The 7,381-nt window shown below is 71.2% G+C and carries 6 protein-coding genes and 2 pseudogenes; 1 reads left to right on the forward strand and 7 read right to left on the reverse strand.

The window, feature by feature from the left end:
• Window positions 1–70 precede the first annotated feature (70 nt).
• The 5 genes and pseudogenes from ACFY0F_RS31415 to ACFY0F_RS31435 all read right to left on the reverse strand — a co-directional run.
• Window positions 71–2,131, reverse strand: coding sequence for a putative Ig domain-containing protein (locus ACFY0F_RS31415; protein WP_388801773.1), 2,061 nt, complete (start codon window positions 2,129–2,131; stop codon window positions 71–73).
• Window positions 2,132–2,416: 285 nt separating this feature from the next.
• Window positions 2,417–3,367 carry a PLP-dependent cysteine synthase family protein gene (locus ACFY0F_RS31420; protein WP_388801776.1) on the reverse strand — a complete coding sequence of 317 codons (951 nt, stop codon included), beginning with the start codon at window positions 3,365–3,367 and terminating at the stop codon, window positions 2,417–2,419.
• A 5-nt stretch (window positions 3,368–3,372) separates the two neighbouring features.
• Window positions 3,373–3,705 (reverse strand): MoaD/ThiS family protein, encoded by a 333-nt coding sequence (locus ACFY0F_RS31425; protein ID WP_388801779.1) that lies wholly within the window; start codon window positions 3,703–3,705, stop codon window positions 3,373–3,375.
• A 112-nt stretch (window positions 3,706–3,817) separates the two neighbouring features.
• On the reverse strand, window positions 3,818–3,913 hold the full coding sequence (locus ACFY0F_RS31430) for a putative leader peptide (RefSeq protein WP_020132206.1): 96 nt from the start codon (window positions 3,911–3,913) through the stop codon (window positions 3,818–3,820).
• Window positions 3,914–4,011: 98 nt separating this feature from the next.
• A pseudogene (locus ACFY0F_RS31435) lies at window positions 4,012–4,524 on the reverse strand (substrate-binding domain-containing protein); the annotation flags it as partial.
• A gap of 260 nt (window positions 4,525–4,784) precedes the next feature.
• Here ACFY0F_RS31435 and ACFY0F_RS31440 point away from each other — a divergent pair.
• A complete protein-coding gene (locus ACFY0F_RS31440; protein WP_388801782.1) occupies window positions 4,785–6,413 on the forward strand; it encodes an IS200/IS605 family accessory protein TnpB-related protein in 1,629 nt (542 codons plus the stop codon).
• Between the two features lie 5 nt (window positions 6,414–6,418).
• Here ACFY0F_RS31440 and ACFY0F_RS31445 read toward each other — a convergent pair.
• Window positions 6,419–6,676: pseudogene (locus ACFY0F_RS31445) on the reverse strand (LacI family DNA-binding transcriptional regulator); the annotation flags it as partial.
• A gap of 34 nt (window positions 6,677–6,710) precedes the next feature.
• Window positions 6,711–7,133: a Mov34/MPN/PAD-1 family protein gene (locus ACFY0F_RS31450; protein ID WP_388801785.1), complete on the reverse strand. Its 423-nt coding sequence runs from the start codon at window positions 7,131–7,133 to the stop codon at window positions 6,711–6,713.
• Window positions 7,134–7,381 lie beyond the last annotated feature (248 nt).

Raw genomic sequence — 7,381 nt, forward strand, 5'->3', positions numbered from 1 at the left:
GATTCCGGATCCATGGGGGAGGGCCCTGGCCGGTCCGTCCCGGCCGGGGCCCTCCTTGCGCGGCGATGCGTCAGCTGGTCGTCACGGCGGTGTCGTCGAGGACGAAGCTGGTCTGGAGGGAGGAGTCCTCGGTCCCGCTGAACTTCAGCGTGACCGTGGATCCGGCGTAGGAGGACAGGTCGATGGACTTCTGGGTGTAGCCGGAGGCGGCGTTGGTGTTCGAGTACGTCGCCAGTGTGGTCGAACCGGCGGTCACGGTCAGCTTGTCGTACGCGCTGCTGCCGGTCTCGGCGGTGTCGATGTGCAGGTAGAAGGTGAAGGTGGCCTTGCAGCCCGAGGGGATGGTCACCGACTGGGACAGGGTGTCGGTGTGGGTGGAGCCGTAGCCGTCGAGCCACGCCTTGTAGGAGCCGCTGTGCGCCGCCTCACCGCTGTCGTTGGTGATGACGCCGCTGGAGGCGCTCCAGGTGGTGTTGCCCGACTCGAAGCCCGGGTTGCCGAGGAGCTGCGTCGAGGTGCAGGTGCCGCCGCCTCCGCCGGTGCTCACGGTCCAGGTGAAGGAGGCCGTGCCGGAGGCGCCGGTGGAGTCCTTCGCGGTGACGGTGACGCTGTAGGTGCCGGCCGTGGACGCCGTGCCGGAGATCAGGCCGGTGGAGCTGTTGATGGACAGGCCGGTGGGCAGGCCGGTGGCGCTGTAGGTGAGGGTGGCGCCGGCGCTGTCGGTGGCCTTGACCTGGAGGCTGACCGAGCCGCCGGTGGTGGTGGACTGGTTGCCGGGGTTGGTGACGGTCACCGTGTTGCCGGTGCTGGTGCCGGAGGTGAAGGCGGCGGTGCCGTTGGGGGTGCCCCAGCCGGTCGGGCCGTCGTAGCCGGTGCCTGCGGTGCAGAAGTACGAGGGGGAGCAGCTGCCATTGCTGCCGCTGGTCACGTCGTACAGGTTGCCGGTGTGGCTGTAGGGGTACTTCGCCGGGTAGTCGGCGGAGCCGGGGGTGCCGGCCAGGGCGTACACACCGGCGATGATGGGTGCCGAGGCGCTGGTGCCGCCGTAGACGGCCCAGCCGGAGCCGCCGTAGGTGTCGTAGACGGCGACGCCGGTGGCGGGGTCGGCGACGGCGGAGACGTCGGCCTCCATGCGCTTGGCGCAGCCGGTGTCGGTCTGCCAGCTCGGCTTGGGGTCGTAGGCGGAGCAGCCGGAGCCGGTGCCCTCGGTGCTGGAGGTCTTCCACACGGACTCGGTCCAGCCGCGGGAGTTCGAGGACGCGGACAGCGCGGTGCCGCCGACGGCGGTGACGTACTGGGATGTCGCCGGGTACTCGGCGCCGTAGGCCTCGTCGCCGGAGGAGACGGTGATGGCGACGCCGGGGTGCTTGAAGTACGAGGTGTCCTCGCCGGTCTGCGAGGAGGACTCGGAGCCGCCCCAGCTGTTGGAGACGAACTTGGCGCCGAGGGCGACGGCCTCGTTCTCGGCGGCGCCGAGGTCGGAGTCGGTCGCGGAGTTGGCCTCGACGAGGATGATGTTGCAGTTGGGGCAGACGGCGCTGACCATGTCGAGGTCGAGCGCCTCCTCGCCGGCCCAGCCGGTGTCGTTGGTCGGCAGGGAGGTGGTGGAGCCGGTCTGGCTGACCTGCTTGAAGCAGCCGCTGGCGACCGTGCACGCCGACAGGCCGTAGGTGGAGCGGTAGGTGGCCAGGTCGGAGGCGGCGTTGGGGTCGTTGTAGGCGTCGACGACGGCGACGGTCAGGCCGGAGCCGCCCGTGGAGGGCAGGTTGTAGGCGCTGTGCAGGTTGGCCGGGCTGAGGCCGGAGGGCGCGGCGGCGACGGCCGCGGCGAGCCGCTGCCTGATGTCGGTGCGGCGCTGGGCGAAGCAGGAGGCGTGGCCGGGCTTCGCGGTGGCGCACAGGTGCTGGGTGGGGACCTTCTGGCCGGCCTTGCCGGTGGGGTGGAAGGTCTGGCGGTGGGGGTCGGTGAGGGCCTTGGCGTTCTGGGTGACCCGGGAAGCGGGGGCGGGCGTCTGTGCCCCGGCCGTCGGTGCCGCGGCGAGTCCGGCGACGGTGAGGGCGAGGGCGGGCAGGGCGACGGCGAGGAGTCTTCGCAGGCTCCGTCTCCGCCTGCTCGGGCGTGACTCACGCATGGGGTACTGCCTCCATCGGTGGGGTCGAGCTGGATGGGCAGGCCCGTGACGCGCGTAGCGGCGGCGAAACCGCGCAGTCATGAGCATGACATTTACGGGGTGGGGAACACCCTGGGTGCCGCGATGTGCGTGGCATGACAGGGTGCGGGCAGAACGTAGTCCCGACGGCGGGGCGGCGGGAGCCCAGGACCGACTTCTTTGCCGTCCTGTGGACAGTGCTTAGCCCCCTCATAGGAGGGGGCTGGCGATCCGATGATGAGCCCTGTGCCCGGAGGGTGACGTGCTCTACGCCCAGAGCTGGCCCTGCAGCGTCTCGATGGCCTCCTCGGTGGTGGCCGCCGTGTAGACGCCGGTGGAGAGGTACTTCCAGCCGCCGTCGGCCACGACGAAGACGATGTCGGCGGACTCCCCCGCCTGGACCGCCTTCCTGCCGACGCCGATCGCCGCGTGCAGCGCGGCGCCGGTGGAGACGCCCGCGAAGATGCCCTCCTGCTGGAGGAGTTCCCGGGTGCGGGTGACCGCGTCGGCCGAGCCGACGGAGAAGCGGGTGGTGAGGACCGAGGCGTCGTACAGCTCCGGTACGAAGCCCTCGTCGAGGTTGCGCAGGCCGTAGACCAGGTCGTCGTAGCGCGGTTCGGCGGCGACGATCTTCACGTCCGGCTTGTGCTCGCGCAGATAGCGGCCGACGCCCATCAGGGTGCCGGTGGTGCCCAGGCCCGCGACGAAGTGGGTGACCGAGGGCAGGTCGGCGAGGATCTCCGGACCGGTCGTGGCGTAGTGGGCGCCCGCGTTGTCCGGGTTGCCGTACTGGTAGAGCATCACCCAGTCCGGGTGCTCGGCGGACAGCTCCTTGGCGACGCGCACGGCGGTGTTGGAGCCGCCTGCGGCCGGGGAGGAGATGATCTCCGCGCCCCACATGGCGAGCAGGTCGCGGCGCTCCTGCGAGGTGTTCTCCGGCATCACGCACACGATGCGGTAGCCCTTGAGCTTGGCCGCCATGGCCAGCGAGATACCGGTGTTGCCGGAGGTCGGCTCCAGGATCGTGCAGCCGGGGGTCAGCCGGCCGTCCTTCTCCGCCTGCTCGATCATGTGCAGCGCGGGACGGTCCTTGACCGAGCCGGTCGGGTTGCGGTCCTCCAGCTTGGCCCAGATCCGGACCTCGGGGGACGGCGACAGCCGCGGCAGGCACACCAGGGGGGTGTTGCCGACCGCGGCCAGCGGGGAGTCGTAGCGCATCCGGATCAGGCCATTCCCGCCCGCCGCCCGGCCGCCACCCCAGCCGGACGCGGCTTCGCCGCGGCAGAACCTCCTGCCACGGCCGGCAGGATCGTGACGTTGTCGCCGTCGGCGACCTTGGTGTTGATGCCGTCGAGGAAGCGGACGTCCTCGTCGTTGAGGTAGACGTTCACGAAGCGGCGCAGCTCGCCCCCGTCCACGATGCGGGCCTGGATGCCCGCGTGCCGGGTCTCGAGGTCGGTGAAGAGCTCGGCGAGCGTGTCCCCGGTGCCCTCCACCGCCTTCTGGCCGCCGGTGTAGGTGCGGAGGATGGTGGGGATGCGGACCTCGATGGCCATGGTTGCGGGCTCCTGTCGGATGGTGTCGGGTCGATGGGCGCGCGGCAGCGCAGACTTTGCGGGTGGTGCGTGAGACGCCGCGGCTCACGGCCGTACGGCGGCAGGGCCTGCGTCAACAGATGGCGCTGGCGAGCCTGCACAGGTCGACGTGCAGCCGCGCCACGAGCAGTGCGCCCGGCGTCTTCTCGCTCACGTCGTTCAGAACCATGGGCTCATCGTATCGATTCCCCGTCCGCCTCCCGATAGGTGATCCCACATGCCGGACGGAATCGTGCCGGGAAGTGAGACCGACCTCCAGCGGGCCGCTCAGGCGGACCCTCGCCGTACCAGGCTGGTCGGTATCACCACGGAGGACGCCTCGGACGGGCCCTCGCCCATGAGCAGCCCGGCCATCAGCCGGCCCATCTCCTCGGCGTCCTGGCGGACGGTGGTCAGCGGCGGGTCGGTGGTCTCGGCGATGGGGGCGAGGTCGTCGAACCCGACGACGGCGACGTCCTGCGGCACCCGGAGCCCGCGTTCGCGCAGCGTCTGCAGCGCGCCGGAGGCCATCAGGTCGGAGGCGACGAAGACGGCGTCCAGGTCGGGGCAGCGGTCGAGCAGGGCGGCCATCGCCCCCGCGCCGCCCCGCAGGGTGTAGTCGGCCCGCTCGACGAGGTCGGGCAGGGAGGCGTCCAGGAGGACGTCGCGGTATCCGGCGAGCCGCTCGGCGGCGGAGTGTTCCTGGTCGTAGGGCCCGGTGACGGTCGCGATGCGCCGGCGGCCGAGCGAGACGAGGTGCCGCACGGCCTGGCGGGCTCCCCCGCGGTTGTCGCCGTCGACGCAGGAGCACGGCCTGCGCTCCGTGCCGGGCGAGTTCACGGCGGATGCCGCGCAGGAGGCAGTCGAAGAAGGGGGTGCGAACTGCTGCCCCATGACAGCGCTTGGGCGCGTTTTGGTGTGCATGAGTGAGCGTCTGGGACGCGTCATGCAGGTGTGCCTGAGTGGGGAATGGGAGTTCTTGCGTCGAATGCGTGACCTTTGCGGGTGGTGTTCGTTGAGAGCGGTGAGGGGTCCTTCGGCACCGGGCAGGGGGTGGGGCAGTGAGCGGGTTACGCGTGGTGGCGGCTTCGTTCGTGGTGCCGGGCCCGTCCGGGGTGGCGGTCCGGGACAGTCTCAAGGGGCTGACCACGGGGGACGAGAAGGTCCTGCGCCTAATCGGTGACCTGCTCGGCTCTCTGGCCTCCCGGGACCTGAAGGCCCGCTGCGCCGCGGGCCTGGATCATGACGGTGACCAGTGGGCGCGGCGCAAGCGTGGGCTTACCGGGAAGTCCTCCTCTCGGTGGGCGGGCAGTATCACCAAGGCCACGCATGACCAGTGGGCGCTGGCCCGGCGCGCTCAGCTCGCCCACATCCAGACCCTCCAGGCCGGTGTGGACGCGATCGCGTACCGGCTGTCGCTGCCCATCGGGGCCAAGGGCTCGGGAGGTCGGCCGGGCGGTTACCGCTCGAAGCGGGAGTGGTTCGCCAAGTCCCGGCGCCTGCATCTGCTGGAAGCCCGGCTGGAACAGGCACGCGCCCAGTGTGAGGCCGGGCGGGTGCGGGTGGTGCGGGGTGGTAAGAAGCTGCTGCACGCCCGGCACAACCTGGAGGCCGCCCGCATGAGTGAAGCCGGGTGGCGTCTGCGGTGGGAGGCCGAGCGCTGGTTCTGCCAGGCCGATGGCGAGTCGGGCAAGCGGTACGGCAACGAGACGATCCGGGTCAGCCCGGACGGTGAGGTGAGCATCAAGCTCCCCGCACCATTGGCCCAGCTGGCGAACGCCGCGCACGGCCGGTACGTGCTGTCCTGCCGGGTCGACTTCCGGCACCGGGGCGAGCAGTGGTCCGACCGGATCACCGCCAACCGGGCAGTTGCCTACCGCATCCACCACGACACCGGCCGCGCCCGCTGGTACCTGACCGCTTCCTGGCAGATCCCGCCGGTGCAGACGGTGCCGCTGGAAGCCGTCCGCGCCACCGGGCTGGCCGGTGTGGACATGAACGCCGACCACCTGGCCGCCTGGCGCCTGGACGCCCACGGCAACCCGGTCGGTGCGCCGCGCAGGTTCGACTACGACTTGACCGGCAGCGCATCGCACCGGGACGCCCAGCTCCGGCACGCCCTGATCCGCCTGCTGCACTGGGCCAAACGGCATCACCTGGCGATCGCGGTCGAGGACCTGGACTTCACCGCCGAGAAGACCCGGGAGAAGCACGGGCGGCGCAAACGGTTCCGCAAGCTGATCTCCGGTCTGCCCACGGCCAGGCTGCGCGCCCGGCTGGTGTCCATGGCCGCTGAACTCGGCATCCCCCTGGTCGCCGTCGACCCCGCCTACACCAGCCGCTGGGGCGCCCAGCACTGGCAGAAGCCCCTCACCACCACAACCCGCACCACCACACGCCACGAGGCTGCCGCCGTGGCGATCGGAAGGCGCGCCCTGGGACACCCGATCCGGCGACGGACGGCACCGCCCCCTGCTCACCGGAGCGATGAGCAGGGGCATCGGACCGTCCAGGCTGCATCAGGCGTCCTGGGGCGTGAGGGAACCCGCCCCCGCGTCCCCGGACCACGGACACGATCCGTGAGTGCCGGACGCGGAGCGAAAGCGGGCGACCAGCGTGCCCACAACCGTTCGGGACACGCGGCTGAGCACCAGTCCTGGAAACAGGACTCACTCCCGCTCAGTCTCTAGGAACGGTCGAGGAAGAGCCGGTCCTCGGACTGGGGGGCGACGACGACGATGGCGCCCGTGCGGTGGGTGACGAGCTGCCGGGCGGCCCGGTTGGGGACGTACCCCAGTTCGGCGATCACGTCCCGGACCCGGTCGGCGACCCCGGCGCTCACCCGGTGCTCGCCGTTGATCACCCGGGAGACCGTGGACTTCGAGACCCCGGACCGGCGGGCGACGTCCTCCAGGGTGGGCCGCCTGCCGTTCGACCGCTGCGTCAACACCATCTCCTGTACGGCGAGTCGAGGGGTGCGTAGGCCGTCAGTATGCCTCGACGACCTTGACCTCCTCCTCCGAGATCCCGCCGTCCACGATGCGGTACGAGCGGAACTGGAAGTCGCCGAGGCCGTCGGTGTCGGCGGTGGAGACCAGGACGTAGTGGGCTCCGGGCTCGTTGGCGTAGGAGACGTCGGTGCGGGACGGGTAGGCCTCGGTCGCCGTGTGCGAGTGGTAGATGACCACCGGCTCCTCGTCGCGGTCGTCCATCTCGCGGTAGAGCTTGAGGAGGTCGCCGGAGTCGAACTCGTAGAACGTGGGCGACATGGCCGCGTTCAGCATCGGGATGAAGCGCTCGGGGCGGTCCGATCCCGCCGGGCCCGCGATGACGCCGCACGCCTCGTCGGGGTGGTCCTTGCGCGCGTGCGCGACGATCTGGTCGACGAGGGCCTGGGTGATGGTCAGCATGTTCGTCAGGATAAGCAGATGGGCCGCCCGGTACCGAGGTGCGGTACGGGGCGGCCCACATGCCGGACGTCCTGAGCGGCGGCCCAGCGGGTGCCACGAGAACCCGCTGCGGCCGGACGTCCGCGGTGGAGGTCCGCGGTGGAGGTCGGCGCCCCAGGGCCTGTCCGGCGGATCAGGTCGCAGGGCACGGGCGGTGCCTCATCGGCGCTGGTGAGCGGGGCGAATGGGGGTGCCCCCGCGCGAGCTCA

It is taken from the genome of Streptomyces sp. NPDC001544 (genome assembly GCF_042894285.1).
Taxonomy (GTDB): domain Bacteria; phylum Actinomycetota; class Actinomycetes; order Streptomycetales; family Streptomycetaceae; genus Streptomyces.

Coding starts and splice junctions, on each gene's coding strand:
- ACFY0F_RS31415 (WP_388801773.1), bottom strand. CDS start 2,131: ATGCGTGAGTCACGCCCGAGCAGGCGGAGACGGAGCCTGCGAAGACTC.
- ACFY0F_RS31420 (WP_388801776.1), bottom strand. CDS start 3,367: ATGCGCTACGACTCCCCGCTGGCCGCGGTCGGCAACACCCCCCTGGTG.
- ACFY0F_RS31425 (WP_388801779.1), bottom strand. CDS start 3,705: ATGGCCATCGAGGTCCGCATCCCCACCATCCTCCGCACCTACACCGGC.
- ACFY0F_RS31430 (WP_020132206.1), bottom strand. CDS start 3,913: ATGGTTCTGAACGACGTGAGCGAGAAGACGCCGGGCGCACTGCTCGTG.
- ACFY0F_RS31450 (WP_388801785.1), bottom strand. CDS start 7,133: ATGCTGACCATCACCCAGGCCCTCGTCGACCAGATCGTCGCGCACGCG.